This is a genomic window from Halobaculum sp. XH14 (genome assembly GCF_032116555.1).
GTDB lineage: Archaea > Halobacteriota > Halobacteria > Halobacteriales > Haloferacaceae > Halorarum > Halorarum halobium.
Map to the genome: position 1 here is coordinate 892,324 of NZ_CP134949.1, position 26,237 is coordinate 918,560.

A 26,237-nucleotide genomic window follows, 5' to 3' on the forward strand; every position below is an offset into this window, starting at 1 on the left:
TCAGTAGCGAATCCGTGGGTCGAGCCACGAGTAGGCGATGTCCGCGAGCAGGTTCGCGAACACGATCGTCGTTGCGATGAGCAGTACGGTGGCCTGGAGGATGGGGAAGTCCCGCTGGTTGATCGCGCCGATGAGCAGCCGCCCGAGGCCGGGCCAGGAGAACACCGTCTCGACGACGACCGCGCCGTCGACGAGGAAGGCGATCTGCAGGGCCGCGACGGTCACGACCGAGATGAGCGAGTTCCGCAACACGTGTTTCAGGACCACCGTTCGCTCGGACAGCCCTTTCGCGCGGGCGGTGCGGACGTAGTCCTTGTTCAGCTCCTCCACCATCGACGAGCGCATCAGCCGCATGATGAGCGCCGCGGAGGCGGTGCCCAGCGTGATCGCCGGCAGGATCATGAACTTGAACATCGCGAGCGAGAGCACCGGCTTGTCGGGCGGGATCACCCGGAAGAGGCCGAGCTGTACGCTGAACACCAGAAGCAGCATCAGGCCGAGCCAGAAGTTCGGCGTTGCGATCCCGAGCAGCGCGCCGACCCGGCTCACCTCGTCGGCCGTCTCGCCCTTCTTGACGGCCGAGACGATGCCGGCGGGGATGCCGATCCCGATGGCGATCGTGAACCCTGCCAGACCGAGCACGAACGTGTCGGGCAGCCGCGCGATGATCGCCCCGCTCACGCTCCGGTCGGAGATGACCGACTCCCCGAAGTCCAGGAGGACGGCGTCCTTGAGCCAGAGCCAGTACTGGACGTAGATCGGTTCGTCGAGGTTGTACTGTGCCTCGAGCTGTGCGCGCAGCTCCGGGGTCGCCTCCTGAAACTGCAGGATGTAGTCGACCGGCGTCCCCGGCAGCAGCTTCGTGAGCGAGAACGTCAGTACCGACACCCCGAACAGGACGGGGATGGTGACCAGCAACCGCTTGACGAGATAGCGTTGAAGTGACATTGGAGAGACGGACGGGAGGCGGGCGTTACTTGTCGACGTAGGTGAACGCTCCCGTCGGCGAGTAGACGCCGTTGAACTCCCCGCTGTCGATCGGATACGTCTGCCAGCCCTTCACCACGTCGGACCGGAACGCGTCCATCGACTTCCCGTACCGGATGTACGTCATCGGCGCTTCCTCACACACCAGCTCCATCAGGTCCTGGTAGATGGTGGCGCGCTCGTCGAGGTCGTACGTCTGGAGCCCCTGCTCGATGAGCGAGTTCGCCTCCTCCGACTCGTAGTGGGCGAGGTTACAGCAGGCCGGCGTGAACTGGTCGGTGTGGAACAGGTTGTGGACGTACGCGTCCGCGTCCCAGCCCGCGGACCAGCCGAGCGCCATCAGGTGGTTCTGGTCGGCCGAGTCCTCCGCGAGCACGATGCCGGTGAACGTGTTCCACTCGTACTGCTCGAGCGACACCTCGAAGAAGTCCGTGCTGTTCAGGCTCTCCTGGATCAGCTGACACCAGCGAACCCGCTGGGGGTTCTGGTTGGTGATCATCGTCGTCTGGAACGGCGTCTCGACGCCGGCCTCGTTGAGCCCCTCCTCGAGGAGCGTGGCAGCCTGTTCGGTGTCGTAGCCCAGGTACTCCTCGCCCATCCGCTGGTTGAACTCGGTCGAGGTGAACTGGGCGGCCAGCGGCGAGATCGGCGAGTACGCCGGGCTCCCGATGCCGTTGTACACGGATTCGACGATCGCCTCGCGCGGCACCAGTCGGGAGACGCCCCGGCGGACCTTCGCGTTGTCCCACGGGGAGACGTTCGTCGGGAACGCCAGAAAGTCGAACCCGCCCTGGGTCCGCTCGGTGACGGTGAAGTCCTCGTTGTCCTGCAGGTCCGAGTAGCTCTCGGCGGGCACGTTGTTGATCAGGTCCACGTCGCCGGCCTGCAGCGCGGCCAGCTGTGCCGACTGCTCGGTGATGACGCGGAACGTGACCGTCTCGATCGGCGGCTGCTCGGGCATCGAGTCGCTCCCGGTGAACCAGTAGTCGTCGTTCCGCGAGATGCGGAACAGCTCGTCGGGCTGGTGCTCCTCGAACACGTACGGGCCCGTCCCGATCGGGTCCTCGGTCAGGTCGAGATCGCCGTTCGCGACCGCCTCCGGCGTGATCGGCACGCCCGCCATCGCGAACTTGAGGGGGGCGTACTGGGCGGACAGCTCGACGTCCAGCGTGTAGTCGTCCTGGATCGTGGAACTGCTGTACCAGTTGTACACGTCGGCCTCGCGGGAGGTGCCCTCGTAGCGCTCGAACGTCGCCTTCACGTCGGCGGCGGTGAGCTCGGAGCCGTCGTGGAACGTGATGCCCTCACGGAGCGTGATCTGCCACATGAGATCGCCCTCGAGCTGCTCGACGGATTCGGCGAGCACCGGCTGTGGTGCCCCGCTGAAGTCCACCGCGACGAGCGGCTCGTAGACGAGCCCGAACGCCTTGCTCGAGGTGGTGTCGTTGGCGGCCGTCGGGTCGAAGTTCTTGACGTCGGCCCCGAACGTCGCGATGAGCTCCCCGCCCATCTGCACCGCGTCGGGGTCGGCCGGCGTGGGCGTCTCGTCCTCGGGAGTCGGCGTGGACTCGCCCGGCGTGTCCGTGCCGTCCCCGCCGCCGGCACAGCCGGCGAGCCCCGCTACGCCGCCCACGCCCAGCGACTGGACGAGCCGACGCCTGTTGATGTCGAAACGCTCTCGGGTGTCATCCTGAGGCATACCAACAAGCCACACCTCATATCGTAAAAGCCTTTTGAATCCATCAATCCGTCGAAATTCGGAGGATAAGAGCCCATAGGGGCCGAAATTCGGGGATTATCTATTTGGTGAAATGGCCGTTTTAGTTATTAAGCGTTGCCGCCATCGAGCAGCGCTCGCGTCCGTTCGTTGAGTTCGGTGAGGGCAGTTTTCGCCGGGTCCGGGAGGTCCGACTGCGGCTCGGCGAGGCCGGGCTGGCCGTCGGGGTCGGGCGACCCGACGACGACGCTGCCGACCTGGCCGGTCGCCTCGCTGAGCCCGAAGTAGTCGTAGACGCCCGCCAGTTCGAACGTGTACTCGAACGTCCCGCTCCGCTGCATGGCGTCGCTCGACCACGACTCGGCCGCCTCCGGGATGCGAAGCGGCGCGTCGTTGTCCGGGTGGTACGCCAGCGTCTGCTGGCGACACTGCGAGGTGACGCCGAAGGAGACGGTCGTGCCGGGCTCGACCCGGATCAGCGCGGGGACGAACTGGTACTCCCCGGAGGCGTCACAGCCCATCCCGACGGAGTCCGTCCGCGGCACGGCGGGTTCGGTGGTCGCCGGCGGGGCGTCGGTACCGTCCCCGGCTGGCGAGGTCGTCCCGTCGGCGTCGACCGACGACGTTCCCGCACAGCCCGCGATCGCCGTCGCTCCCGCGAGGCCGGCGGCTCCGATCGCCCGGAGGGCTCCGCGTCGCGTCCGTTGGCCGGTCATACCCGGCGTTGGGAGGGGACGCCCATAAACGCAAGCACCGCGGCGTCCCGCCGCCGGCCGACTCAGTAGCCCTGCGCGTTCCCGTCCTTCCGGGGCTCGGTCGCCGCCGAGAGCGTCCCGTCCTCGTTGCGAACGATCTGTGCGCCGCCGAACAGCCCCGCCGGCAGCGTCGCCACGTCGTGGCCCTTCCGGGCGAGTTTCGCGGCGACGTGGGAGTCGAAGTGCGGCTCCAGCGCGAGCGTGTCGTCCTCGCGGTAGCGCCAGCGCGGCCGGTCGAGCGCCGCCTGGAGCGGCAGGTCGTAGTCGACGAGGTTGGAGACGACCTGGAGGTGGCCCTGGGGCTGCATGTAGCCGCCCATGACGCCGAACGCGGCCCAGTCGTCCGTCGCGTCGTCGTCGGGCGCGAAGTCCGCCAGCGCCGGGATCAGTGTGTGGAACGGACGCTTTCCGGGTTCCAGCGAGTTCGGGTGGTCGGGGTCGAGCGAGAAGGAGGCGCCGCGGTTCTGGAGCGCGATGCCCGTGTCGCCCGCGACCAGCCCGGAGCCGAAGCCGGCGAAGCGGGAGTTGATGTAGGAGACGACGTTCCCTTCGTCGTCGGCGACACACAGCAGCACGGTGTCGGCGTCCTCCGCGTTCGCGTCGGGGACGCCGAAGCTCACGTCCCGGTTGGCACGTTCGCCGACCTCGCTCGCGCGCCTTTTCGCCCACTCCTTCGAGGCGAGGGGCGGGTGGTCCTCGAACTCGGGGTCGGTGATGTAGCGGTGGCCGTCGCGGAACGCGAGCTTCAGCGCCTCCGAGAAGTAGTGGACCCGCTCGGGCGAGTCGACGTCGTGCTCGCCCGCGCCGAGTGCCTCGGCGACGTTGAGCGCCTCCAGCGCGATGAGCCCCTGGTTGTTCGGCGGGAGTTCGAACACCTCGACGCCGTTGTACGTCGTCGACACGGGGTCGAGAAACTCCGGCTCGAAGTCTGCGAGGTCCTCGGTCGTCATGAACCCGCCGCCGGCCTGCACTTCCTCGGCGATCGCCTCGGCGACGTCGCCCTCGTACACGACGTCCGCGCCCTCGGCCGCGATCCGCTCCATCGTCGCCCCGAGCTTCGGGAGCGTGACGGTCCGGCCGGTCGCGGGGGCCTCGCCGTCGAACAGGAACGCTTCGCGTGCGTGGGACGATTCGAATAGCTCCTCGCCGTGCTGCCACTGGGCGGCGACGACCTCCGAGACCGGGTAGCCCTCCGTGGCGTACCGGATCGCCGGCCGAAGCAGTTCCGCCAGCGACTTCTCGCCGAACGTCTCGACGGTCGTCTCCCAGCCGCGGGCGGTTCCGGGCACCGTCACCGCGTGCGCGCCCGTCGCGGGCATCTCGGCGTCCGCGGGGTCGACGTCCTCCCCCTCGGCGACCGCCTCGCGGACGTTCTCGATGGTGGCGTCGGCCGGCGCCGGGCCGCACGAGCGCATCGCGCCCACCTCGCCGTCGGCCGTGCGGTAGAGGGCGAACACGTCGCCCCCGAGGCCGGTCGAGGTGGGTTCGACGACGTTCAGCGCGGCCGCGGTTGCGACGGCGGCGTCGAAAGCGTTGCCGCCGTCTTCGAGCACGGAGATGCCCGCCTGCGACGCGAGCGGCTGGCTGGTGGCGACGACGCCCCGCTGGCCGTAGACCGTCGAGCGGCGCGAGGCGAAGCGGTCGAGGTCGGGTTCGCTCATGGTCGGAGATGGGGCGCGCGGTAAAAGTCACCACCGGCTCCGGCCGAATGGCCCCGTTCCCGGCGCGTGTCGACCGAGTCGTGCCGGAGTCTCAACATCGAGAATTTGTCCGGAAACATGAAACGGCCAACCGGGCCACCGTTCGGTAGTCGCAGTTCCGCCGGTCGAAACGCGGGCCGGCGGGCGCGCGGACTCACATGACGAGCAACACACGACCCGCACGACCGAGGAAGAGCCGATGAACGTCGACCCGCGCCGGAGCTACACCGCGAAGGTAGTCGTCGGCGTCGCGGCCGTGCTCCTGGTCGGTGGGCTGGTCGGCGCGGCCGTCTACGTGGACGTGACCGGGCAGGTTCGCACCGAACAGCGCGACGGGCTCGACGGGCAGGCGAGCATGCAGGGGAGCGTCCTCGACACGGTCCTGCACGACGCGAAGCGGTCGGCCGAGGCGACCGCCAGCGAGGTCGGCCGCGTCTCGACCGCGACGACCGACCAGGAGGCCCGCCAGTGGGAGCTTCAGGCGGTGCTCCGCGACCGTTCGCTCGGCTCCGATCGCGTCATCGCCGTCCACTACGCCAAGTACGGCGGCGAGATCGAGGCGAGTTCCGACAGCGACCTCGCCGGGGCGACGCTCGACGAGATCGGGCTGGCACCGCCCCCGAACGCGACCGAGATCGTCGACTACGTCGAGCGCGACGGCCACCGCTCGTGGGTGCTGTACACCCGCGTGAACACCGGCGGAACCGTGGTGACCGAGCTGAACGTTACGGCCATCTCGACCCAGTTAGAGACGATGGTGCCCGGCTCCCGCACGCGACTCGTCACCGGCAACGGCACCGTCACCCTGGACACTGAATCGCCCGACGCGGTCGGGACCCAGCACGTCGCGGGGAGCGGCGTCCAGTCGCCGGCCGTCGTCGCGGCGCTGAACGACACGAACGGAACGCGGACCGTCGCGGGCGGGGAGTCGGGCTCGGGCGACGACGCCGTCGTCGCCTACCGGGCGATGGGCGAATCCGACTGGGCGGTCGTCTCCAGCGCGCCGCCCTCCACGCTGTTCGGGCTCGCCGACGCGGTCGGCGTCCGCATCATCGGGCTGCTCGTCGTCGTCGGGCTGCTGCTGTTCGGGTTCGGGTTCGTCGTCGAGCGTCCGACCGTCCTCGCGCTCCGGGACCTGACCGACACCGCGCGCGATCTGGAGGCGGGCGAACTCGACCGGGAGATAGAGAGCGACCGCGAGGACGAGCTCGGGGAGCTCTACGCCGGCTTCGACGCGATGCGCGTCGGGCTCCGGGAGCGCATCGACGAGGCGGAGGCGGCGGAGGCCGAGGCGCTCGGCGCCAAGCAGGAGGCCGAACACCTCAGCTCACACCTGGAGGAGAAGACCGCCCACTACGGCTCGGTCATCGAGCGCGTCGGCGACGGAGACCTCACCGCGCGCGTGGACCCCGAGAGCGACGCGGCGGCGATCAGGCGGCTCGGCAGGGAGCTGAACGACGTGCTCGACGAGCTCGCCGGGACCGTCGCGGAGGTGCAGTCGTTCGCCGACGCCGTCCGGGACGCCAGCGGCGACCTCGCGCAAAGCGCCACGGAGGTCGGGCAGGTGAGCGGACAGGTCGCCACGTCGATGACTGACGTCAGCGCGGAGACGGAGGAGCAGCGCGAGCGGCTGAGCGAGGCGGCCGACGAGATGAACACCGTCTCGGCGACCGTCGAGGAGGTCGCCTCCACCGCCGGCGGGGTCGCCTCCACCGCCGAGGAGACCGCCGAGGAGGCCCGCGAGGGGAGAGTCGCCGCCGAGGAGGCCGTCGACGCCGTCGCGGACGTGGAAGACCGGACCGAGTCCGCGGTCGGCGAGGTGGAGACGCTCGTCGAGCGGATGGAGGAGATCAGCGAGGTCATCGAGCGCGTCTCGACCATCGCGGACAGGACGAACCTGATCGCGCTCAACGCGAACATCGAGGCGGCCCGCGCCGAGGCCGGCAGCGAGGGCTTCGCGGTCGTCGCCGATGAGGTGAAGTCGCTCGCCACGGAAGCCCAGACGCACGCCGAGGAGGTCGAGACGCAGCTCACCGCGATCCGCGAACAGACCGAGACGACCGCCCGCGACATGCGGGACGCCCGGGCACGACTCGGGGACGGCTCGGAGACGGTCGACACCGCCACGGACTCGCTCCGCTCGGTCGCCGACCTGGTTGAGGAGGCGAACGACGGGATGCAGGAGATCAACGGCGCGACCGACGACCAGGCCGCGAGCGCCGAGGAGGTCGCGGCGATGATGGACGACGTGCGCGAGACCGCCCGCGAGACGGCGAGCGAGGCCGACGGCGTGGCCGCCGCGGCCGAAGAGCAGACCACCTCCATCGAGGAGGTCGTCGGCGTCGCGGACGACCTGGCCGAGCGCGCGCTCGAACTCGACGAGGCACTCTCGCAGTTCGAGACCGACCGCGAGGACGCGACGGTCGCGTCAGGGGCGACGTTCGATGCTGGTTCGGACGGCGCCCGCCCGACTCCCGACGACGGCGAAGGGATGGAGTGGGTCGGCGACGGCCCGGCCGACGACGCGGACGGGACCCCGATCCGCGGCGACGCGGCCGCCACCGACGGCGGGAGCGAGTAGGGAGCCGGCCGGCCCCGACGCGGCCTGATACCCTCGAACGAGTCCGTATCCGTCACTGATCGCACGGAGACGAACCGCCGGCGGCGACGCAGGCCCGGAACGGCCACGGGTGGGACTGAAAGGGGCCGCGGCTGTCGTGGTCGTGCTGTTGCTGTCGGCGGTGGCCCGGAGGAGTTACCATACCAGCAGATCGCCGGCCGCGACTCGAGCGGCTCGAGCGGCGCAACCGACCTAGTCCAGGTCGTCGTACGGCCAGCGCCCGCCCATCTTCAGTTCCTGCACGTAGCCGTCGTCGATGGCCTCGGCCATCTCCGAGCGGGTCCGGTGTGGCGTCTCCGCGTCGTCGCTGGCGAGGCGGGCGACCGCCTCGGCGACGAGGACGGCCACGTCCGGGAGGTCACGCGGGTCGAGTTTGTCGAGCGTGTCGGCGTGGGTGTGGCCCCAGCCGCGGCCCGACGACTCCGAGACGGTCGAGGTCATCACCGCCGGGACGCCCTCCTGGACGAACGCCCACTGGTCGCCGTGCGGGGAGACCGTGTCGTCGGTCACCAGCGGCGCGTTCAGGTCGTCGGTCACGTCGGCGAACACCGACTCCACCGAGTCGAAGCCGTTCGAGCCGACCCTGAGCGACCGGCTGGAGCCCGCGCCGTCGAGGTTCACGACGCACTTCACCGAGTCGAGGTCGAGCGTCTCCGCGGCGTGGTAGGCGCCCCAGAGGCCGATCTCCTCCGAGCCGAACGTGATGCAGCGGACCCGCGTGTCGAGGTCGACGTCGGCCAGCAGGCGGCCGACCTCGGCGACGAGCGCCGAGCCCGCGCCGTTGTCGTTCGCGCCGTCGCTGATGTCGTGGGCGTCGACGTGGGCCGTGAGGAGGACCGCCTCCTCGGTGTCGGGACCAACGTCGGCGACGACGTTCCGCGAGGACGTCGGTTCGTTCCGGCAGTCGACGGACACCGTGACCTCACAGCCCTCCTCGGCGTAGCGGGCGAGTCGTGCCCCGACTTCGCGGGAGACGCCCAGCGCGGGGATCGGGCCGGGTCGCTGGTGGTAGCCGACCTCCCCCGTCGGCGGCACCGACCCCTCGACGTGGTTGCGGAACAGGAACGCGACCGCGCCGTGGTCGGCCGCGTTGACGTACTTCTCCATGCGGTGGATCCAGCGGTCGGCCTCCTCGGGCGTGTTCGAGGAGGCCAGCGCGACCGCGCCGTCGAGGTCGTCCGCGCGCGCCTCGAACTCCTCGTAGGTGCCGTCGCCCACGTCGACCACCGTGCCGGTCGCCTCGCCGGCCGGACAGCCCGGGAGCGCGAGCACGTCCTGCTGGCCCGCGTGGACGCGCTCGCTCGGCTCGTGAATCTCGAGCACGGAGTCGCCGCGCCACCACCCGGGGATCTCGAACTCCTCGACGTGTGGGTCGCACAGCCCCGCGTCCGCGAACGCGTCGCGGACGACCATCGCGCCGTTTCGTTCGCCCTCCTGTCCGGCCATCCGGTTGCCGACGTCCACGAGGTCGGTGAGCGTGTCCCACGCGAACCCGCTCGTCCGTGCGTCGCCGACGACGGCGTCGGGAAGGTGCATGTCGGAACGTTCCCGCACAGTCACAAGAGCGTCCGGGTCGCGGTTGTTCCCACGAGCCGGACGGGACCGCCGGATCACCGCGCCCTCGATGGGTCACGCCGGCGTACGGTCACCCTGCGAGCGGCGTGGACCGTGCGACACCGGCCCACACAGTCGTCAGCTTCATGGTCCATGCTACCGATTCACGCAATAGATGCCGGAGCCCAGTACGCTTACCGACACGGACAGGCGCGTCCTCGCCTACCTCCGGGAGTCGGGCGCGGACTACCCGGCGCTCGTCGCCGGCAACACGGGTGCACACATTCCCCTCGTCGAGCGCCGCATCGCGGTGCTGGAGGACCTGGGCCTGCTGGAGGCCGTCACGGACGAGTCGGTCTACCGCATCACGCCCGCGGGCGAGGCCGCCCTCGACGGCCCGGACGCCGAACGGCGCAACGGCCACTCGACCGCCGACGTGGAGTGAGCGGCGTCCCGGCCGGTCACTCCCCGGGCTCCCAGTCACCGCGGCCGGACTCGATCTCGTGGGCTTCACGGAGGAGCGCGGGCTGGTTGTGCGCGAGGTCGGTGGTCGTGACGACCCCGACCGCGTCGAGGCCCTCGGTCACGACGAGCTTCTTCACGCCGTCGTCCCGCATCAGTTCGACCGCCCGCCGCGTCGTCGCGGTCGGGGGGACCGTCACCAGCCCCTCGGTCGCGGCCGCCGCGGCCGGAACCGCGGCGAGCGAGCGCTCGGCCCGATACGCGCCGCGGAGCGCGTCCGTCTCGGTGAGGATTCCCGCCGGATCGCCGTCCCGCGTGAGCAGGACGCTGCCGACGCGCTCGCGGAGCATCCGTTCGACCGCCTCGCGGAGCGTCGCGTCCGCGGCGACGGTCACCGGCTCGGGGGACATCACCTCGCGCACGAGCATAGTTACGAGTCGGCGGCGTCGGCACTTGTAGCGTGGGGGTCACTCGACCCGGGTCGATCGGCGACGGGACCCGTGACCGCGCTCCACGCGGCAGGGGTTGCGGGTCGGCGGCGCCCGCCGGCAGCCGCCGCCCTCAGCCGTGGGGGCTCTCGGGCCCGGCTTCCCGCCGTTCGATCCGCTGCGGGCCGCTCGGGGGTGGGCGGAGGTCGCGCCCGACCACGAGAACCCCCACCACCTCGTCGGTCCGGTCGAGCAGCCGCCGCTCGCGGAACTCGTATGGCACGGTCGTCCCGTCGTCGGCGACGAGTTCGGTTTCGACGGTCGACTCGCCCGTCCGGATGGCGGTCCGGATGCTCTCCTCGAGCGCCTCCCAGTCGGCTTCCGAGACCACCTGATAGATGCGCATCCTCCGGAGTTCCGTTCGGTCGTGGCCGGACGCCGTCTCGGCGGCCTCGTTCACGCGGTTGACGCTACCGTCGGGGTCGAGAACGAACATCGCGTCCCCGAAGGCGTCGAGCGCCCGTTCCAGCATCGCCGCGTCCGAGCGGGCGAGCCCGGCGTGTTCGAACTCCTCCGTGAGGTCGTCGATGCGGCAGATGAACGCGCCACCCTCACAGATCGAGAGCGAGTGATCGACGACGATGCGCTTCCCGTCCTTCCTGACGCACTCGATCTCCCCCGACCAGTCGCCGGTCGTCGAGACCGCCGGGATGACCTTCTCGCGGACGACGGCGACGCCGTCAGGCGGGTACAGCAGCTCCCAGTGCTCGTCGATCAGCTCCTCGCTCGAGTAGCCGACCGTCCGCGCGTACGCCTCGTTGACGTACGTGAAGTGGCCGTCCTCGTCGAGGATGCCGATCCCCTCGCGGGCGGACTCCAGCGCCTCGAACCCCTGCACGACCTGCCGTTCGGCCCGGTATCGCGCGACCGCGTTGCCGATGCGGTTCGCCAGCACCGCGTACTGTTCCGCGCCCCCGCCCTTCTGGAGGTAGTCGGTGACGCCGGCCGAGATCGCCCTGCTGGCGATCTCCTCGCTCCCCTTGCCCGTGAAGAGGACGAACGGGAGGTTCGAGTGCTCCGCCCGGACCGCCTCCAGGAACGCCAGGCCGTCCGTCCCCGACATGTCGAAGTCGCTCACGACGCACTCGAAGCGATCGGCCTCGAGCAGGTCGAGCCCATCCGCCGCGCCCGTCGAGGTGACGACGTCCAGCCGGTCGTCCTCCCGTTCGAGGTACGTCGCGACGAGATCGCCGAACTGTACGTTGTCGTCGACGTGCAGCACCCGGATGTCGGCTCTGGTACTCATTGGTGGGGGGAAACTGCTGCTGTTACATGTTCACACACCCACAAAAAGCCTCGTGCGTTCGGCCGAAACCGCCCGACTGCGGAGGAAATCCCGGTCGATCGGCCACCTCGGGACCGTGCGCGGATCGCCGGTGAAAACGCGGGGCGCCGCTCGTGAGTGCGGACTACCCGTCCGTGCTCACCACTCGTACGCCTCGCGCGGGTCGACGCTGTCGGCCTCCCGGTCGAACACGTGTCTTCCCTCGACGACGACGTGCTGGCTGCTCGTCTCGAACCGGTGGAAGGGCCCGTCCCAGACGACGAGGTCCGCGTCGGTGCCCTCCGCGAGCGACCCGACGCGCTCCTCGATGCCGAGGATCTCGGCGGGGTTCGTCGTCACCACGTCGAGCGCGACGTCCTCGGGCAGGCCCGCGCGGACCGCGAGGCCGACGCAGACGTCGAGGTGCTGCTGGGGCAACACGGGCGCGTCGGTCTGGATGGCGACGGTGACGCCCGCCTCGTGGAGGATGGCGGGCGTCTCGAACGTGATGTTCCGGAGTTCGTACTTCGAGGCCGAGGAGAGCGACGGGCCGACGATGGCGGGAACGTCGCGCGCCACGAACTCCTCGGCGATGACGTGGCCCTCGGTCGCGTGCTCGATGGAGAGGTCCTCGATGCCGAACTCCTCGGCGATGCGGAACACGGTCATGATGTCGTCCGCGCGGTGGGCGTGGACGCGGAGCGGCAGGTCGCCCGTCAGCACGCGGGAGAGGTTCTCCATGCCGAGGTCGCGCTCGAACGGCTCGCCCTCCTCGGACGCCCCTTCCTTCCGGTCGAGGTAGTCCTCGGCGTTCATGAACGATTCCCGGAGCGTCGCCGCGACGCCCGGCCGGGTCGAGGGCTGGCGGCCCTCGCGCTCGCCGTGGAAGCGCTTGGGGTTCTCGCCCATCGCGGCCTTCATGCCGTCCTCGCGCACGAACATTCCGTCGGCGGTGCGGCCGTGGGTCTTCATCGAGCAGATGATGCCCCCGATGACGTTGCCGGAGCCCATCCGCGAGGAGACGGTCGTGACGCCGTTCTGGAACGCGTGTTTGAGTTCCTCGTCGCGCGGGTGGAAGCCGTCGAGCGCGTTGACGTGCGGGGTCGTCGCGCTCGTCCCCTCGTTGAAGTCGCCGTCCTCGGGTTCGCCCCACTCGGCCATCCCGGCGTGGCTGTGCGCGTCGACGAGCCCCGGCGTCACCTCCATCCCCTCGGCGTCGATGACCTCGGCGTCGTCGGGCGCCTCGACGTCGCCGACGGCGACGACCTCGCCGTCCTCGACGAGCACGTTCCCCTCGATCGTCCCCCGTTCGGTCTGCGTGTGGACGGTGCCGCCCCGCACCACGAGCACGTCACTCATGCGCGAGCGTTCGGGTGACGGTTCCAAACCCTTTCGGTTCGAAACGGTGGGTTCGTGGAGGGGACGGCTTCCCGATGAATCGCACCGTGAATCAGCCGGCCGGCGCGTGACGGCGAGCCCCAGGGGCGAGCAGACGCGCGCGAGGGACGAGCACCGGAGCGTTCGCGACCGGAGGGAGCGCACGCGAGGAGCACAGGAGGTTGGGAAGGGTGAGGTGTGGTTGGGTGGGACTGAAAGGGGCCGCGGCTGTCGGCGACGGCGGACCCGTCAAGCACCGTGGTTCGAGAGAGCGGAGCTCTCTCGTCATCACGAAAATCTTCGATTTTCGAACGACAGCGAGCTTGCGAGCGAGGAGCGCAGCGGCCGCACCGAGCCGAGAGGAGCGGGGGCTTTCGCGGTCGTCGTGCTGATCGCTTCGGAAGCGGCAGCAGGTGATTCACATCGCACCGATGGGCGCGGCGTTTAAGCGGCCGCTCGAACCAACAGTACGACACAAGCCGTGCCGTCGAACCGAACCCGGGAGGAAACGATCGAACTCGGCGTCGAGCTACTCGAACACCTCGAGGACGAGGAACTGCCGCTCGCCGAGGCGATGGACCGCATCGAGGCGGTGACGACGAACCCCGCGCTCACCCGGGACATCCTCGACACGGCCGAGGACCGCGGGGTCATCGACCGCGAGGGCGCGTCGGTCCGTACCCGGCGCGGCGGCTCGTTCGTCCGGTTCGAGTCGGAGGTCGTGACCCGCGAGGGCGACTTTTCGTGTCGACGGTGTGGAACCGCCATCACCACCGGACACTTCGTGCGGTTCGAGGCCGGCGAACTCGGGCCGTTCGGCTCCTCGTGTGTGCGGAAGGTGCTCGGTCGGGAGTAGGTCGGACGCCGTCGAGAGAAAACGGGGGAGCCGGCGTCGGGTCGAACTCAGCGGCCGCGACGGAGTTCCTGGATCAACTGCTCGATGAGCTCCGCCTGGTGGTCGAGCCGTTCGCCCTGCGACTCGACTTCCGCCCGGAGCGCCGCGAGCTCCTCGGCGGCGTCGTCCGTCGGCTCCGCAACCTCGAAGCCGCTCCCCTCGAACGCGTCCTCCTCGGGGGGTTCGGTCGCCGCGGCCGCCGCGCCGCCCGCGTTCGCACCCGCGGTCGTCCCGGTGCTCGCACCGCCGTTTCCGCTCAGTTCCTCGACCGTGCTGCCGGTGCCGGCGTCGTCGCCGGCGGGCGACTCCTCGAGGGGGTCATCCCGGGTCGCGTTCTGCGGGTCGTCGACCTCCGCGGGTTCGGCCGAGAGGGGGTCCGGCCCGTCGCCGAAGTCCACCTCCGCTTGCCCCTCCTCGTCCTCGCCCTCCGCGTCCGCCGAGAGCGCCCGGAACGCCTCCAGCCCGTCGACGTCGTAGTAGGCCGTGAGCGTGTCCGTGAGCAGCGCTCGGACCGCGCGTGCCTCCTCTGCCGGGGCCTTGAAGCGTTCCTGTCGGCCGTTCACCGAGAGGACGACCGAGGTGGCGACGCTCCCCTCCTCGAAGGTCAGGTCGGTCACGTCGTCGTACGGGAACTCCTCGAACTCGTCGTCCCAGACGGCCCCGCCGATGTGTTTGACGACGCGGGCGCTCGTGACGACGAGCGTCAGGTCCGAAAAGCGGAACGTCCGTTCGACCGTCTCGCCGGCGTCCGTGATGCCGGCCGCCGAGAGCACGCCGGCGATGACCGGGTGCAACACGCCGTCGAGTTTCTTGCGCGGGATGGCGAACGTCTGCTCGCCGTCGAGCCCGTAATCGAGCGTCAGCTTCGCCTTGCGCCGCGACTCGGACACCTCGATGCGCTCGGCGTCGTGGGGGTACTCCTCGACCGACTCGTCGGAGAGCAGCCCCTCGCCGCGGTAGATGAGCGTTCGCGTCGGGGTGATGAACAGTTCGTCGTCCCCCCCGAGGTGGACCTGGGCGACGGGGTCCTCCTCGCCCATCTCCCGCTGGACCAGTTCCGGAAGACTCATGGCTCGGATTGACAAGTGCCACGGCTTAAAACCGGCGGGTCGGCGGGCGCGGGGCGGACACGCCGCCGTCCCGCGGTCGGGGGAGATGGGAAGGTTCAAGAGTCTCACGGCGCGACGTTCTCGTGAGCCGGGGTGGCTTAGTTGGACATAGCGCCGCACTCATAGGGTTTCGAGATTCGGTGCGGATCGCCTTGGAAGCCTCCGCCCCCACGAGGCCCGCCGAGCCTCGTACCTGGGACATGCGGAGATCGCGGGTTCGGAGCCCGCCCCCGGCACTTTTTCGACGCGGAGCCCGAACGCGAGCAGCGATGCGAACTGGACCCGTGGACGGTCGGCCCCCGGCAACCCCCGACCGGGCAGTTTTCCCGGGCCGTTCGACTTATGGACCGACGCCGGGACGGCCACCCACGAGATGACCGCGGAACTCGACACGCTGGTGGGCTACTGCCGGCAACGGGCGGAGGGGAACCTGCGGACCGTCGCGGCCTACGACCCACGAGCGTCGGAGTTCGACGTCGCCTACCTCCGGGACGATCTCAGGGCGGCGTACACCCAGTCCCAGTACGAGCGCCTCATCGAACGGGTGTACAGCACGCACGAGGACGTCGCCGCCGTCGGCGAGACCGGCGCCATCGGGAACGGCCACGCGAGCGTCCACTACTTCGAGGAGGCGTTCGTCCTCCAGCTCATCGTCGAGGCCGAGTACGGCGTCCTCGTCACGTTCGACAGCGTCGTCGGCGCCGGACTCGCTTCGTTCGTCGACGAGTGTCTGCGAGCGCTCGGCGAGGAAGCAGAGTTCGTGGACTGACGTCGCCGTGCCGTCCTGCCGCGCTCGGCCGCCCCATCTCCTGTCCTACCGGTCCTCGTCGGCGTCGATCCGCTCCCCGTCGTCGGTCCGCCCGTCGGCCGCGTTCTCCTCGCGTTGCTCGCTGAGCTCCTCCCAGATCTCCGTACAGCCGGCACCGGCGGGCACCGATCCGAGGTGTGCGCCCGCCTCCTCGTCGTCCACGTCCTCCTCAGTCTCGCCGCTCATTCGTCCCCCCCTTCGGCCCCCGCCCGAACAGTTCGGGCGCGGCGTCGGCCGACGCGTGTTCCCGCGGTTCCTCTTCGATCATCGATGCCCCCTACTCGCCAGGGGGCCATAAGCGGGCCTCCACGGTCAATCGCTTCCGACGCTCCCCGGTACCGGAACGGGTTGCCACTATCGCGGTCGCGTGGATTCGCCGAATCGCCGCCCTGTACTGTGGTTCGCCCTGATCTACGCGTCACCGGCGGCGACGAGGGTTGCGTCCGCCGACGGGGCTTCACGCTCGCGCCGCGTTCGTCCCGACGTGACCGTCTCGTTGCGGACGCTGGACGACGGCGCGTGGGTCTCGGTGGCCGACGAGCGCCGCGTCGGCGCGAGCGAACTGTGGTACGTGGCCGGGATCTGTGCGTGTCCGGTCGCCGACTTCGTCGTCGAGGGCATCACCGACGTGGCCGTCGACGGCCGGACCGTCGCCGCCGAGACGTACGGCACCTGCATCCGGTGTGGCGAGGGCGTCTCGACCGACCCGGTTCCGGTCGGCCGCCTCGTGGCGGGGGCGTTCGAACCGCTGGCGGCCGGCGCGGTGCGGGTGCCGGGTGGCGCGGACGGGGGGCGGCAAGTATCTCCGGCTTCCGGAACCAGCGGGGAGGATTGACGGCGAGGCTCGCTTTAGGGAGGTGGCGAGCGGAGCGGGGAACAAGAATGCCCACGGACGTCGAACGCTGGAAGTCGGAGACGTACGGCAACGAGATCAGGGAGCACCTGTTCGAGTTCGCACGGGAGGGGTGGGAGTCGATCCCCGAGGACGAACACGACGCCTGGTTCGAGCGCTTCAAGTGGTGGGGACTGTACCACCAGCGGAACGGCCAGGAGAGCTACTTCATGATGCGGATCGGCACGCCCAACGGCGTGCTGGAGCCGGGACAACTGCGCGTGGTCGGCGAGATCGCGGACGAGTACGCCCGCGGCCCCGGCGAGAACCCCGAGTTCGGCGCGGCCTACTGCGACTGGACGACCCGCCAGTCGATCCAGCTCCACTGGATCCGGCTCGAGGACGTTCCCGCCATCTTCGAGAAACTGGAGGCGAACGGCCTGTCGACCCAGCAGGCGTGTGGCGACTCCTGGCGGAACATCGTGGGCTGTCCGGTCGCCGGCAAGGACCGCCACGAGTTCGTCGACGCGCTGCCGGTCGCGCTGAACCTCCACGACACGTTCAAGGGTGACGACGAGCACTCGAACCTCCCGCGCAAGTGGAAGGTGTCGGTGACCGGCTGCCGCGAGGGCTGCGGCCAGGGCGACATCAACGACCTCGCGCTGGAGCCGGCCGAGAAGGACGGCCGGAAGGGGTTCAACGTCCGCGTCGGCGGCGGCCTCGCGCGGAACGAGCCGCGGCTCGCCCGCGACATCGACGTGTTCGTCGAGCCCGACGACGCCAACGAGGTGGCGGGCGCAATCTCCGCGCTGTTCCGCGAGCACGGCAACCGCGAGGACCGCTACTCCGCGCGCATCAAGTTCCTCGTCGACGAGTGGGGCACCGAGAAGCTCCGTGAGGTCCTCCAGGAGGAGTTCGTCGACTTCGAACTCGAATCGGCCGGCGAGGACCTCCGCGAGGAGTACACGTACAACTCGGGACGCGCGACCGGCGGTCACCACGACCACGTCGGCGTCCACGAGCAGAACGACGGCAACTACTACGTCGGCCTGAACGTGCTCGTCGGCCGGATGGGCGTCGCGGACACGCTCGAACTCGCGGACCTGGCCGACGAGTACGGCTCCGGCGAGGTTCGGCTCACCCAGCGACAGAACGTCCTCCTCACCGACGTGCCCGAGGGGAGCCTCGACGACCTCCTCGCCGAGCCGCTGCTGGAGGACTACTCGCCGGACCCGCACCCGTTCATGCGCGGCTCCATCGCCTGCACCGGCACCGAGTTCTGCTCGCTTTCAATCGTGGAGACGAAGAACCGCCAGGTGCGCTACGCCCGCTGGCTGAAGGAGAACGTCGACCTCCCCGACGGCGTCGAGGACTTCCACATCCATCTCTCGGGCTGTACGGCCTCGTGCGCCCAGCCCCAGATCGCGGACGTCAGCCTCCGGGGGATGAAGACCCGCAAGGACGGCGAGCCGGTCGAGGCGCTCGACATCGGCCTCGGCGGCGGCCTCGGCGAGGACCCGCGCTTTGCCGACTGGGTCGGCCAGCGCGTCCCCGCCGACGAGGTGCCGGGCGCCATCGGGAACCTGCTCGGGAGCTTCGAGGAGCGCCGCGAGGGCGCGGAGTCGTTCCGCGACTTCGTCGAGCGCAGCGACGAGGAGACGCTGGAGGAGCTGATCGACCCCGAGGAGACCTCCTACGAGGATCCGTACATGCACAACACGAAGCTGACGTGGTACCCGTACGCCGACGCGGACGACATGGACGACAGTCCGGCACCGGCCCGCGCGGACGGAACGCCCATCACCGCGGACGACTAGGCTCCGTCCATGCCCGACCGACTCATCCGGGTGAACGCCTACACCACGTTCGACATGCTCGACGGGGCGGCGCGGGGACACGGGTTCGACGAGTCCGCTCTCGCGGTGCTCAACGTCACGGCCCCCCGCGAGGACCCCGACCACGTCACGCTCGAACTCGAACTCGACAACGGCGACCTGGAGGAGCTTCCGGCCCACGCGGACAGCGTGACGCTCTCTGCCACCCAGGCCCGCGAACTCGCGGCCGAACTCGAATCGTACGCCGACCGCGTCGACGAGTCAGCCGACTGACTTGCGGGTTCTCGGGGCTGAGAACCCGGGGCGAACCCTTTTGTTCACGTCCGAAAAGTTCGGGACATGTGGGTCAGGGAGCGGGACGTCGTGGACTACGGGCTCATCAGCGCCGTCACGCTGCTCGTCTACCTCCGGGTGCCGTTCCGTCCGGCGATCCGCGAGACGCTGCGGTGGTGGGTCGACTGGACCGCGGCGTTCCTCGCGGAGTCGCCCGAGGCCGCCGTCGCCGGGTTCATCGTGTTCGTCGCGCTGTTCGGCGGCGCGTTCGCGATGGGGGTCGTGCGGCACGCGTCCCGCGACGGAGCCTGAGCCGTTCGGCACGAGCCTCTTTTGACGGGGTCCTGACCTGAACCTCTTTTGTGGGGCATGTCCTCGCGCGTCGGCTTCGCCGACGCGCCGCGGCCAGACCCCCCGCAAAACCCGTTCGTGCTGTGAAATTCCTTTGGAACCCCACTGCTGACGGGAGATCCTCGATTTCCCGTACTGCCAAAACGCCGCGGGCAGTAGTCGACGCGGCTTCGCCGCGCCTCCCTCGCTCGCGGTACTGCTGGTGGTTCCGACTGCAGTTCGAACCGGTATCGGCCGGCGGAAAGCCGGTTCCGACCGGAGAGGGTGGCCGACCGAACCGGACCGTGAGGCCGGAACCGTCCCCAGTTTTACGCGCTCGCCGCCACGGACGGAGTATGACCGAGTCCATCAGGGCCGCGCTCCGCGAGGGTCGCCCGGCGGGAAGCTGGCTTTCCATCCCCTCGCCACAGGTCGCAGAGCAGGTGGCCGAGTCGGGCGTCGACTTCGTCGTCATCGACACCGAGCACGCGCCCGCCTCGCTGGAGACCGTCGAGGCGATGGTCCGCGCGGTCGACGCCGCCGACGCGGAGGCGGCGGCGCTGGTCCGCGTCGCCTGGAACGATCACGTCCGCGTGAAGCGCGTGCTCGACACCGGCGCGGCGGGCGTGCTCGCCCCGCAAATCTCGACTCCCGGGGAGGCCGAGGCGCTCGTCGAGGCGACGCGCTACCCGCCGGAGGGTCGCCGCGGCGTGGCCGGGGCGCGCGCGTCCAACTACGGGCGCTCGCTGTCGGCGTACGTCGACTCGGCGAACGACGAGGTGGCGACGGTCGGACAGGTCGAGTCGGCTGCGGCGGTCGAGAACGCGGCGGCCATCGCGTCCGTCGACGGAATCGACTCGCTGCTCGTGGGCCCCGCGGACCTCTCGGCGTCGCTGGGCGTCTTCGGCGAGTACGAGTCCGAGGCGTTCCTCGACGCCGTCGACACGGTGCTCGCCGGGAGTTCGGTGTCGGTCGGGACCCTCGCGACCGCGCCCGACCAGGTCGACTACTGGGCGGAGTTGGGGTTCGACTACCAGATCGTCGGCACCGACGCCGGCTATCTCGCCCGCGGCGCGGCGGCGTCGCTGGAGCGCTACCGCTAGCGGGCGTCGGGGTTCCGAGAGACGGGTAGAGTATGGACCGTGGGTCGGCCCGGTTCGACGGGGTGGCTGCCGGCTGCGGCCGGGGTCAGACCGGGCGGCCGCCTTCGCTGGTGCCGACGAGGTACGTGCCGTAGGTGAGGAGCGCGGCGGCGGGAACGAGCGCGACGTTCGGGACGGGAGCCGTGCCCGGCGTCGCGGCCGGAAGCAACAGGAGCGTGCCGACGACCATCAGGGCAGTGCCGATCGGGATCCGCTGGTTCATACCCCCAATCGGAGGTCCTGGCTAATGAGGATTTCCTTCCACCCCAATGCTGTCGTGCGATTTTGTACCATGGTATCACCCAGCACGCACGCAACCGTCCCTGTGCGGACCCGCCCCTCAGGGGCGACGGATTCGCCCCTCACCGGCGACGAGTTCGCCTCAGCGACTCCGTTCGCCGGCGCGGACCGCGCCCTCCAGCCAGTTCTCGGTCGGCGGGAGGGGGCAGGCGAAGGCGTCCGAGAACGCACAGAAGGGCGTGTACGCCAGGTTGAAATCCAGCACGACGTCGTCGGCGTCCGAGAGCGTTCCCTCCGGATGGAGGTCCATGTATCGCCCGCCGTCGTACGTCTCCTGGCCGGTCGTCTTGTCGCGGAACGGCACGAAGAGCGTCTCCTCGCCGTCCCGTCCGTAGCCGACCAGGGTCGCCTCGGCGGTCCCGCCGTCGTCGCGCGGGAGCGCGAACGAGAACGTCACCGCCCGCTCGAACCGTGCCGCCTCGCCGTTCCGCACCGTCAGTTCGACGGGGTCCGGGTCGTCGTGAACGGTGACGGTCGCCGACAGGCGGTAGGCCGGGTCCGGGTCGAAGTAGTCCAGGCCGTCGAACGACTCGCGCTCCTCGGCCGGGAGCGGCGACTGCCGGTGCTCGGCGAAGAACTCGTCCTTCTCGGCGCGGTTGGCACGCACCTGCGCGGCCCAGTCGTCGTCGGTCACGCTTCGCGTTTGGCGGTGCCGGGGTTTCAGTGCCGCGACTCGCCCCGACCACCGGATGGAAAAGGATCGGAGAACTGTGCGGGGTCGGTTACCGGCGGGCCAGGAGCCCGGCACCGACGACGGCGACGAGCGCCAGGACGGCCGTGAAGCCGGGCGTCGTCGTCTCGGTTCCGTCATCGCCGGCGCTTCCGTTGCCGTTCGCCTCGTCCGCGGTGGCCGCGGACCCGGTCGACGTGTTCGGCGCGCTCGAACCGGTCGACTCGGGCGTGGCGGTCGGCTCCTCGGTCGCGTTGCGCGAGAAGTCGCCCGACGAGAGGTACGCGCTGTCGCTGACGGTGGCGTTCGTCTCCGTCAGGTAGGCCGTCTCGTTGCCGACGGCGTACGACTCGTCACCGTCGTCCATGTACGCCTGGGCCACCGAGACCTGTCCGCGGGTGAACTCGGCTTCGAGTTCGACCGTGACGTTCTCATGGGTGCCGGCGCTCAGGTACTCGCTGCTTCCCACGTAGTTGCCCGACTGGTTGTACACGGCCACGAAGCCGCCGTCGGGGAGGGTCGTCTCGGCGATGGTGACGGTGGCGTCGATCGACTGGTCGTCGTATTCGACGCTCGCCGTCCGGTTTGCCGTCTCGGTCGTCTCCTGGGCGGCCACGGGGCCCGCCAGGGCGGCGACGCCGACGACGGCGGAGAGCAATACGAGGGCGGAGATGAGGGTTCGTCTCTTCATGATAGGTATTTCACGACGCCGACAGGCGCCGTGATGCATCGGGCATTCAAGATTGATGCAAAAGAGTCCATCGACCCCGAATGTGGGAAGTCCGCATACAACGTGGGGATGGTTGGTGTGGGACCTGAAGCCAACCGACACCCATTCGGTTTCAACGACTGTCGTTCATCGGGACGGACCGAAGAAGTATTCGTTCGTTGAACTTTCCGTGAGTCGGTCGGGCGAGCGGTGAACGGACGTCCGGTGCCGGGAGCGTGAGGGCGGTAGTGTCGGACCGGCGCGCCGGAACTGCTGGTCGGTCAGTGGTCAGTCAGGGCCGCCAGAAGCGGTCGCCGGGCGGTGGGCGAGGTGAGCTTCGACCGGTCACTCAGCCCGGCGGACGGTGAGGCAGGTCACCGGACTCGAACGGCCCGCTTGCACGACGAGGGGGGCTCTTCCCGTTGATTTCGGCGGTGGCGACCGTCGGGTTTGCCGCGTCCCCCTGACGGACGAAAGGCGGCAGATTTACGGCACTTGTCGAGAAAAGGGGAACCGTTCACGAGTGGGTGCCCCACGCGTGAACTACCTCTGACAGCCCTCCCCCAACGCGGACACTCCCCCCCTCGTCCGCTTTCGTGTCACCGCACCGAACCTGTTTTACCGACGAGCCGCGAGGCTCCACTGTGAGCCTCGTCGCGGAGTTCCGCCTCACGCATCCGGACTTCCCGCTCTCGCGAACGCTCGAGGACGTTCCGGGCTTCGCCCTGCGCGCCGAGCAGCTGCTGGCGGACGACCCCACCGCCCCGACGGTGTTCTTCTGGGCCGAGGGCGAGGCGTTCGACAGCTTCGAAGCGGCGATGGACGGCGACCCGACGGTCGCCCGCTGGGAGCGCGTCGAGACGCTGTGTGACCGGCGGTTCTATCGGCTCGACGTCGACCCGGACGCCTCGGTGGTGCTGTACCCGACCGACATCGAGTACGGCGTCTCGCGGATCGACTTCTCGGCGTCGACGGACGGGCTGGACGTCCGGACGCGTTTCCCGGACCGGGAGACGATGCGGTGTTACTTCGACTCGTGTCGCGGGAAGGGGATGGACGTCTCGCTACACAAACTGTACGAGGGAATCGACGTCGGCGAGGGGCCGAACGACGTCTCTGACAAGCAGTGTGAAGCGCTCCAGCGCGCGGCGGAACTGGGCTTTTTCACCGTGCCCCGAGAGACGGACCTGGGCGACGTGGCGGACTCGCTCGGCGTCTCCAGGCAGGCGGCTTCCGAGCGGATCCGACGCGGGACGCAGGCGCTGGTGACGGAGTCGTTCGATATGGAGGGGTGACGACCCCTCGTGTGGGTGTGTCACCGTCGACGGCACCGCGGTCCCCCTCGTGCAGGCCGTCTCGGAAGCCGCGGCGACGCTCGAATCGTGAATTTGTCCGGTCGTCGCAGTGCTGCCCTCGAAAGCCGCCGGGGGTCGCCGAGCGCCACGGGGACCTTCCAGGCCGTCTCGGTACCATGGATCCGATCCGTTCCAGCGCGCCCCCAGCGCCGGACTCCGTGTGAAGGGACTCCCCGGTGACATCGACGTAACCGGGTGACCCGGTCGTTCGGGAGGCCTTATGCCGCCGGCTCGCCAATCCTACACCATGACCCGAGCCGACCTCGACCCCATCGCCGGCCTGCACCACGTGACGGTGATGTCGGGCGACCCGGACGGGAACGTCCGGTTCTTCCGGAACGTCCTCGGCCTGCGACTCCTCAAGCGGACCGTCAACTTCGACGACGTGACCACCTACCACCTCTACTACGGCGACGAGACGGGCACGCCCGGCACCGTCTACACGGTGTTCCCGTTCGGCGACGGCCGGCGCGGACGGAACGGGACCGGCGAGGTGTCGGCCACGGCGTTCGCGGTCCCCGAGGGGAGCCTCGACTACTGGCGCGAGCGCCTGGAGTCCCGCGGCGTCGCGGTCCGGGAGCCCGAGGAGCGCTTCGGCGCGCGGGTGCTCCCGTTCACCGACCCGGACGGACAGGAACTCGAACTGATCGAGCGCGGGGCGCAAAGCGCCCCGGACGGACGCGGGAGGAGCCCGCGGGAGCCGTTCGACGACGTCGAGCCGTGGGCCGACTCGCCGGTGCCGGCGGACCACCAGATTCGCGGCTTCCACGGCGTCACCCTCAGGCTCTCGGAGGTCAATGCGACGGCCGACCTGCTCACGTTCGTGGGATACGAGGAGGGAGCGGCCGCGGGCGACCGAACCAGGTTCCGCGCCGCCGGCGACCGCGGCGCGGTCGTCGACCTCGTGGAGCGACCGGGGATGGCCCCCGCCGGTGGCGGCATCGGCTCGGTCCACCACGTCGCGTTTCGCGTGCCCGACGACGATGCGCAGGCCGCCTGGCAGGAGACGCTCCGCGACCGCGGCCAGCAGGTGACGCCGGTGAAGGACCGCCAGTACTTCCGCTCGATCTACTTCCGCGAGCCCGGCGGCGTGCTGTTCGAGTTCGCCACGGAGGGGCCCGGCTTCGCGGTCGACGAGCCGGTCGGAGCGCTCGGCGAGGAACTGAAACTCCCGGAGTGGCTGGAGACGCACCGCGAGCGCATCGAGTCGGCGCTGCCGGCGCTTTCGGCCGCCGACGAACCGGCAACCGGGGGCGACGCCGGGCACGACACAGACGGTGGCACCGAGCACGAGGCCGACGCGGACCCGACGGAGGAGGTGGCGACCCATGAGTGAGGGACCACACGCTGACCAGCCCGTCGTCACCGCGGGCGCCGACCTGGACGAGGCCCGCGCGGCGGTCGTGATGGTCCACGGCCGCGGCGCGACCGCACGGAGCATCCTCGGGATGGCCGGCGAGTTCGGGACCGACCGCGTCGCCTACCTCGCGCCCCAGGCGGCGAACCACACCTGGTACCCCCACTCGTTCATGGAGGAGACCGGGAAGAACCAGCCACACCTCGACTCCGCGCTGGCGTTCCTCGGGGAGACGGTCGAGCGTGCCGTCGAGGCCGTCGGCGCCGACCGTGTCGCGCTGCTCGGCTTCTCGCAGGGCGCGTGTCTCTCCTCGGAGTGGGTCGCCCGGAACGCCCGGCGATACGGCGGCATCATCGCGTTCTCGGGCGGGCTCATCGGGCCGGAGGGGACGCCCCGCGAGTACGACGGCGACCTGGACGGGACGCCCGCGTTCCTGGGCTGCTCGGACGTCGACCCCCACATCCCGCTCGAACGGGTGCGGGAGACGACCGAGGTGTTCGAGGACCTGGGCGCGGCCGTCGACGAGCGCATCTACGAGGGGATGGGCCACGGCGTCAACGAGGACGAACTCTCGGCCGCGAAGGGAATCGTGACGAGCCTGGAGCGGGAGTAGGGCTGCCCGTCACCGACCGGGAACGCGGAACTACTCCTGAACTTCCTCGAGAACCGACTCGCCTGCCCCCGCTTTCGACTCCCACTCCCACTCGTCCTCGACGCGGACGCGTCCGTCCGCCAGCAGGCTGACCGTCCCGACCGAGTGGCCGGTCGCGGTCTCGTCGTCCTCGTTCACCTGCACGTATCTGACGTCCCACTCGCGGTTCTCGACCGTGCCGACCAGGTAGCCGTGCACGATCGGACCGCCGGAGTAGGTCGCGCTGATCCGGTTTCCGTCCTGTTCGAACCGGAACCGCGTGTCGCCGCTCACTTCGCCCGCATCGTCGTTCGCCACGCCGACGAGCGTTCGCCCGTCGAGCGATAGTTCCTCGGTCATCGTCGGAGGGAGAACCGCCGGAACCGTAACTGTTCGTCCACGTCTCGTCCCGATTCACACGTCGGCCTCACCCGTCGGTACTATCCCGTCCGCGACACGCCGACCCGGCCGTCCGTCCCTTCCAGTTCGAACCCGGCGTCGACGAGCCAGTCACGGGCCGCGCCGTCGCCGTGTGTCAGCACCTCGCCCAGATCCCCTGGCTCGTCAACGTCGGTCGCCAGCCGCCGGGAGTCCACCTCGCGGACGCTCGCGCCGACGTCCCGCGCGGCCCGGAGGTGGTCGAGGTACGAGGCCCCGTGGTAGTCGACCCGAAACGCCGGGTGGCGGACGACGAGCGCGTTCGTCCCGCCCCCACGGCCCGGTGCGATCACGACGTCGCCGGGGGCCCGCAGGCGGGCGAGCGAGTCGGGCGTCGCCAGCGCGAGGTCGGCCATCACGACCGCGAGCGGCTCGTCGGCCGTTGTCTGCTCGTGCTCGGCCAGCGCGTCGTTCACGGCGTCGGTCAGCGGCCGGTCGTCGACGGTCGTCGGCACGTCCTGGCCGGCCGTCTCGGTCGCGAGCAGGTGCGGCGAGAAGTCGGCAGCGCGGAGCGCCGCGAGCACGTCCGTCAACATCGCGTCGGCGAACGCTCGCCGTTCCGCGCCGGTGAGAACGTCGGCGAGGCGCGTCTTCGGCCGTTCGGCCGCGAACGGCACGAGCGCGCGCAT

General features: G+C 70.0%; 27 protein-coding genes and 1 tRNA gene. 13 read left to right on the plus strand and 15 right to left on the minus strand.

Annotated features, from left to right (window positions below; all coding sequences use genetic code 11):
• From RJT50_RS04585 to ggt, 4 genes are all read right to left on the minus strand, one after another.
• Positions 1-948 (minus strand): ABC transporter permease, encoded by a 948-nt coding sequence (locus RJT50_RS04585; protein WP_313694500.1) that lies wholly within the window; start codon positions 946-948, stop codon positions 1-3.
• Between the two features lie 25 nt (positions 949-973).
• On the minus strand, positions 974-2,686 hold the full coding sequence (locus RJT50_RS04590) for an ABC transporter substrate-binding protein (RefSeq protein ID WP_313694501.1): 1,713 nt from the start codon (positions 2,684-2,686) through the stop codon (positions 974-976).
• Positions 2,687-2,814: 128 nt separating this feature from the next.
• A complete protein-coding gene (locus RJT50_RS04595) occupies positions 2,815-3,420 on the minus strand; it encodes a cupredoxin domain-containing protein (RefSeq protein ID WP_313694502.1) in 606 nt (201 codons plus the stop codon).
• A gap of 62 nt (positions 3,421-3,482) precedes the next feature.
• Positions 3,483-5,120, minus strand: a complete 1,638-nt coding sequence (gene ggt, locus RJT50_RS04600) for a gamma-glutamyltransferase (protein ID WP_313694504.1) — start codon at positions 5,118-5,120, stop codon at positions 3,483-3,485.
• A 238-nt stretch (positions 5,121-5,358) separates the two neighbouring features.
• Here ggt and RJT50_RS04605 point away from each other — a divergent pair, with 238 nt between their 5' ends.
• Entirely contained in the window at positions 5,359-7,740 is a 2,382-nt protein-coding gene (locus RJT50_RS04605) for a methyl-accepting chemotaxis protein (protein WP_313694506.1), read from the plus strand.
• A gap of 231 nt (positions 7,741-7,971) precedes the next feature.
• Here RJT50_RS04605 and RJT50_RS04610 read toward each other — a convergent pair whose 3' ends face one another.
• Positions 7,972-9,315 carry a M28 family peptidase gene (locus RJT50_RS04610; RefSeq protein WP_313694509.1) on the minus strand — a complete coding sequence of 448 codons (1,344 nt, stop codon included), beginning with the start codon at positions 9,313-9,315 and terminating at the stop codon, positions 7,972-7,974.
• A gap of 193 nt (positions 9,316-9,508) precedes the next feature.
• Here RJT50_RS04610 and RJT50_RS04615 point away from each other — a divergent pair, with 193 nt between their 5' ends.
• The gene (locus tag RJT50_RS04615; protein ID WP_313694511.1) at positions 9,509-9,778 is read left to right on the plus strand and encodes a DUF2250 domain-containing protein; all 270 of its coding nucleotides are present in this window, start codon (positions 9,509-9,511) and stop codon (positions 9,776-9,778) included.
• A gap of 16 nt (positions 9,779-9,794) precedes the next feature.
• On the opposite strand, the gene RJT50_RS04620 is transcribed toward RJT50_RS04615, so the two are convergent.
• The 3 genes from RJT50_RS04620 to RJT50_RS04630 all read right to left on the minus strand — a co-directional run bounded on the left by RJT50_RS04620 (position 9,795) and on the right by RJT50_RS04630 (position 12,906).
• The gene (locus RJT50_RS04620) at positions 9,795-10,223 is read right to left on the minus strand and encodes a CBS domain-containing protein (RefSeq protein WP_313694513.1); all 429 of its coding nucleotides are present in this window, start codon (positions 10,221-10,223) and stop codon (positions 9,795-9,797) included.
• Positions 10,224-10,356: 133 nt separating this feature from the next.
• Complete coding sequence (locus RJT50_RS04625) at positions 10,357-11,529, minus strand: PAS domain-containing response regulator (protein ID WP_313694515.1); 1,173 nt, start codon at positions 11,527-11,529, stop codon at positions 10,357-10,359.
• Between the two features lie 177 nt (positions 11,530-11,706).
• Complete coding sequence (locus RJT50_RS04630; protein ID WP_425499705.1) at positions 11,707-12,906, minus strand: amidohydrolase; 1,200 nt, start codon at positions 12,904-12,906, stop codon at positions 11,707-11,709.
• Between the two features lie 499 nt (positions 12,907-13,405).
• Here RJT50_RS04630 and RJT50_RS04635 point away from each other — a divergent pair, with 499 nt between their 5' ends.
• The gene (locus RJT50_RS04635; protein ID WP_313694517.1) at positions 13,406-13,780 is read left to right on the plus strand and encodes a DUF5830 family protein; all 375 of its coding nucleotides are present in this window, start codon (positions 13,406-13,408) and stop codon (positions 13,778-13,780) included.
• Positions 13,781-13,827: 47 nt separating this feature from the next.
• Here the strand turns inward: RJT50_RS04635 and RJT50_RS04640 are convergent, their stop codons facing one another.
• A complete protein-coding gene (locus RJT50_RS04640) occupies positions 13,828-14,889 on the minus strand; it encodes a DUF7115 domain-containing protein (RefSeq protein ID WP_313694519.1) in 1,062 nt (353 codons plus the stop codon).
• A 126-nt stretch (positions 14,890-15,015) separates the two neighbouring features.
• Between RJT50_RS04640 and RJT50_RS04645 the strand changes: the two genes are divergently transcribed.
• Both RJT50_RS04645 and RJT50_RS04650 read left to right on the plus strand, forming a co-directional pair.
• Positions 15,016-15,164 (plus strand) — tRNA-Met (locus tag RJT50_RS04645).
• 137 nt (positions 15,165-15,301) lie between these two features.
• Positions 15,302-15,697 (plus strand): DUF7522 family protein, encoded by a 396-nt coding sequence (locus tag RJT50_RS04650; protein ID WP_313694521.1) that lies wholly within the window; start codon positions 15,302-15,304, stop codon positions 15,695-15,697.
• Between the two features lie 45 nt (positions 15,698-15,742).
• On the opposite strand, the gene RJT50_RS04655 is transcribed toward RJT50_RS04650, so the two are convergent.
• Positions 15,743-15,922 carry a hypothetical protein gene (locus tag RJT50_RS04655; protein ID WP_313694524.1) on the minus strand — a complete coding sequence of 60 codons (180 nt, stop codon included), beginning with the start codon at positions 15,920-15,922 and terminating at the stop codon, positions 15,743-15,745.
• Between the two features lie 298 nt (positions 15,923-16,220).
• On the opposite strand from RJT50_RS04655, the gene RJT50_RS04660 reads away from it, so the two are divergent.
• The 5 genes from RJT50_RS04660 to RJT50_RS04680 all read left to right on the plus strand — a co-directional run bounded on the left by RJT50_RS04660 (position 16,221) and on the right by RJT50_RS04680 (position 20,109).
• Positions 16,221-16,571, plus strand: a complete 351-nt coding sequence (locus tag RJT50_RS04660) for a DUF8134 family protein (protein WP_313694526.1) — start codon at positions 16,221-16,223, stop codon at positions 16,569-16,571.
• 47 nt (positions 16,572-16,618) lie between these two features.
• A complete protein-coding gene (locus RJT50_RS04665; protein ID WP_313694528.1) occupies positions 16,619-18,385 on the plus strand; it encodes a nitrite/sulfite reductase in 1,767 nt (588 codons plus the stop codon).
• A 9-nt stretch (positions 18,386-18,394) separates the two neighbouring features.
• Complete coding sequence (locus RJT50_RS04670) at positions 18,395-18,676, plus strand: DUF6360 family protein (RefSeq protein WP_313694531.1); 282 nt, start codon at positions 18,395-18,397, stop codon at positions 18,674-18,676.
• A 66-nt stretch (positions 18,677-18,742) separates the two neighbouring features.
• Positions 18,743-18,988: a hypothetical protein gene (locus tag RJT50_RS04675; RefSeq protein WP_313694533.1), complete on the plus strand. Its 246-nt coding sequence runs from the start codon at positions 18,743-18,745 to the stop codon at positions 18,986-18,988.
• Between the two features lie 374 nt (positions 18,989-19,362).
• Positions 19,363-20,109, plus strand: coding sequence for an HpcH/HpaI aldolase family protein (locus RJT50_RS04680; protein ID WP_313694535.1), 747 nt, complete (start codon positions 19,363-19,365; stop codon positions 20,107-20,109).
• 85 nt (positions 20,110-20,194) lie between these two features.
• Here the strand turns inward: RJT50_RS04680 and RJT50_RS04685 are convergent, their stop codons facing one another.
• The 3 genes from RJT50_RS04685 to RJT50_RS04695 all read right to left on the minus strand — a co-directional run bounded on the left by RJT50_RS04685 (position 20,195) and on the right by RJT50_RS04695 (position 21,809).
• Complete coding sequence (locus RJT50_RS04685) at positions 20,195-20,371, minus strand: DUF8178 family membrane protein (RefSeq protein ID WP_425499706.1); 177 nt, start codon at positions 20,369-20,371, stop codon at positions 20,195-20,197.
• Positions 20,372-20,530: 159 nt separating this feature from the next.
• Positions 20,531-21,082, minus strand: a complete 552-nt coding sequence (locus RJT50_RS04690; RefSeq protein WP_313694538.1) for a DUF1684 domain-containing protein — start codon at positions 21,080-21,082, stop codon at positions 20,531-20,533.
• Positions 21,083-21,170: 88 nt separating this feature from the next.
• A complete protein-coding gene (locus RJT50_RS04695; protein WP_313694539.1) occupies positions 21,171-21,809 on the minus strand; it encodes a DUF7282 domain-containing protein in 639 nt (212 codons plus the stop codon).
• A 662-nt stretch (positions 21,810-22,471) separates the two neighbouring features.
• On the opposite strand from RJT50_RS04695, the gene RJT50_RS04700 reads away from it, so the two are divergent.
• The 3 genes from RJT50_RS04700 (at position 22,472) to RJT50_RS04710 (ending at position 25,152) form a co-directional block, all read left to right on the plus strand.
• Complete coding sequence (locus tag RJT50_RS04700; protein ID WP_313694541.1) at positions 22,472-23,122, plus strand: helix-turn-helix domain-containing protein; 651 nt, start codon at positions 22,472-22,474, stop codon at positions 23,120-23,122.
• Between the two features lie 307 nt (positions 23,123-23,429).
• Positions 23,430-24,518 (plus strand): ring-cleaving dioxygenase, encoded by a 1,089-nt coding sequence (locus tag RJT50_RS04705; protein WP_313694542.1) that lies wholly within the window; start codon positions 23,430-23,432, stop codon positions 24,516-24,518.
• Positions 24,511-25,152: an alpha/beta hydrolase gene (locus RJT50_RS04710; RefSeq protein WP_313694544.1), complete on the plus strand. Its 642-nt coding sequence runs from the start codon at positions 24,511-24,513 to the stop codon at positions 25,150-25,152. The genes RJT50_RS04705 and RJT50_RS04710 overlap by 8 nt, the downstream gene beginning before the upstream one ends.
• 30 nt (positions 25,153-25,182) lie before the next feature.
• On the opposite strand, the gene RJT50_RS04715 is transcribed toward RJT50_RS04710, so the two are convergent.
• Together RJT50_RS04715 and cofC are read right to left on the minus strand one after the other, a co-directional pair.
• On the minus strand, positions 25,183-25,530 hold the full coding sequence (locus RJT50_RS04715) for an avidin-fold protein (RefSeq protein ID WP_313694547.1): 348 nt from the start codon (positions 25,528-25,530) through the stop codon (positions 25,183-25,185).
• Between the two features lie 80 nt (positions 25,531-25,610).
• The gene (gene cofC / locus RJT50_RS04720; protein WP_313694550.1) at positions 25,611-26,237 is read right to left on the minus strand and encodes a 2-phospho-L-lactate guanylyltransferase; all 627 of its coding nucleotides are present in this window, start codon (positions 26,235-26,237) and stop codon (positions 25,611-25,613) included.

Coding starts and splice junctions, on each gene's coding strand:
- RJT50_RS04585 (WP_313694500.1), bottom strand. CDS start 948: ATGTCACTTCAACGCTATCTCGTCAAGCGGTTGCTGGTCACCATCCCC.
- RJT50_RS04590 (WP_313694501.1), bottom strand. CDS start 2,686: ATGCCTCAGGATGACACCCGAGAGCGTTTCGACATCAACAGGCGTCGG.
- RJT50_RS04595 (WP_313694502.1), bottom strand. CDS start 3,420: ATGACCGGCCAACGGACGCGACGCGGAGCCCTCCGGGCGATCGGAGCC.
- ggt (WP_313694504.1), bottom strand. CDS start 5,120: ATGAGCGAACCCGACCTCGACCGCTTCGCCTCGCGCCGCTCGACGGTC.
- RJT50_RS04605 (WP_313694506.1), top strand. CDS start 5,359: ATGAACGTCGACCCGCGCCGGAGCTACACCGCGAAGGTAGTCGTCGGC.
- RJT50_RS04610 (WP_313694509.1), bottom strand. CDS start 9,315: ATGCACCTTCCCGACGCCGTCGTCGGCGACGCACGGACGAGCGGGTTC.
- RJT50_RS04615 (WP_313694511.1), top strand. CDS start 9,509: ATGCCGGAGCCCAGTACGCTTACCGACACGGACAGGCGCGTCCTCGCC.
- RJT50_RS04620 (WP_313694513.1), bottom strand. CDS start 10,223: ATGCTCGTGCGCGAGGTGATGTCCCCCGAGCCGGTGACCGTCGCCGCG.
- RJT50_RS04625 (WP_313694515.1), bottom strand. CDS start 11,529: ATGAGTACCAGAGCCGACATCCGGGTGCTGCACGTCGACGACAACGTA.
- RJT50_RS04630 (WP_425499705.1), bottom strand. CDS start 12,906: ATGAGTGACGTGCTCGTGGTGCGGGGCGGCACCGTCCACACGCAGACC.
- RJT50_RS04640 (WP_313694519.1), bottom strand. CDS start 14,889: ATGAGTCTTCCGGAACTGGTCCAGCGGGAGATGGGCGAGGAGGACCCC.
- RJT50_RS04650 (WP_313694521.1), top strand. CDS start 15,302: ATGACCGCGGAACTCGACACGCTGGTGGGCTACTGCCGGCAACGGGCG.
- RJT50_RS04655 (WP_313694524.1), bottom strand. CDS start 15,922: ATGAGCGGCGAGACTGAGGAGGACGTGGACGACGAGGAGGCGGGCGCA.
- RJT50_RS04665 (WP_313694528.1), top strand. CDS start 16,619: ATGCCCACGGACGTCGAACGCTGGAAGTCGGAGACGTACGGCAACGAG.
- RJT50_RS04670 (WP_313694531.1), top strand. CDS start 18,395: ATGCCCGACCGACTCATCCGGGTGAACGCCTACACCACGTTCGACATG.
- RJT50_RS04675 (WP_313694533.1), top strand. CDS start 18,743: ATGTGGGTCAGGGAGCGGGACGTCGTGGACTACGGGCTCATCAGCGCC.
- RJT50_RS04680 (WP_313694535.1), top strand. CDS start 19,363: ATGACCGAGTCCATCAGGGCCGCGCTCCGCGAGGGTCGCCCGGCGGGA.
- RJT50_RS04685 (WP_425499706.1), bottom strand. CDS start 20,371: ATGAACCAGCGGATCCCGATCGGCACTGCCCTGATGGTCGTCGGCACG.
- RJT50_RS04695 (WP_313694539.1), bottom strand. CDS start 21,809: ATGAAGAGACGAACCCTCATCTCCGCCCTCGTATTGCTCTCCGCCGTC.
- RJT50_RS04705 (WP_313694542.1), top strand. CDS start 23,430: ATGACCCGAGCCGACCTCGACCCCATCGCCGGCCTGCACCACGTGACG.
- RJT50_RS04710 (WP_313694544.1), top strand. CDS start 24,511: ATGAGTGAGGGACCACACGCTGACCAGCCCGTCGTCACCGCGGGCGCC.
- RJT50_RS04715 (WP_313694547.1), bottom strand. CDS start 25,530: ATGACCGAGGAACTATCGCTCGACGGGCGAACGCTCGTCGGCGTGGCG.
- cofC (WP_313694550.1), bottom strand. CDS start 26,237: ATGCGCGCGCTCGTGCCGTTCGCGGCCGAACGGCCGAAGACGCGCCTC.